Source organism: Paraburkholderia sp. RL18-085-BIA-A, assembly GCF_046027075.1.
Lineage (GTDB): Bacteria > Pseudomonadota > Gammaproteobacteria > Burkholderiales > Burkholderiaceae > Paraburkholderia.
The window spans coordinates 1-385 of record NZ_JARESU010000643.1 but is presented as its reverse complement, the minus strand read 5'-3'; the positions used below and the strand labels follow the sequence as shown (position 1 = coordinate 385).

The following is a 385-nucleotide window of genomic DNA, read 5'->3' as shown; positions in this document are numbered from 1 at the left end:
TCAGCAAGACGCCGATGCCGATCAAGATACGGCTTGACGATCTGGGCGGGTTGGAGTGGACCCGGAACATGGAAATTGTCCGCGATGCCCGGGGCGTGAGGCTCGCAAGAGAAATTGAGGACTGAACGAGTACCGCGATCATCATTCAATGCAGTTCAACCGAACCGACAAATGAACATGGACGATAAATTGCTCCTCTACAATGATAGCGAAGCCACACTCGACGCCGCATCGAAACGGAAGATCGCTGTCGAAGTCGCGCTCGAACTGATACGGCTGGATACAGCAAGCGGATCCTCGCGCGACTCCCTGGATAGCCATTTGAGGCATCTTTCCGATTACGCCGATCGGATTCAACAAGCATTGGTGCGCAAAGAGCCGTAAC

Annotated in this window: 1 protein-coding gene; it reads left to right on the top strand. The window is 54.0% G+C overall.

The annotated features are described in order from the left end of the window. Positions 1-171 precede the first annotated feature (171 nt). The gene (locus P0D89_RS54210; protein ID WP_408371570.1) at positions 172-384 is read left to right on the top strand and encodes a hypothetical protein; all 213 of its coding nucleotides are present in this window, start codon (positions 172-174) and stop codon (positions 382-384) included. Position 385: the final 1 nt, after the last annotated feature.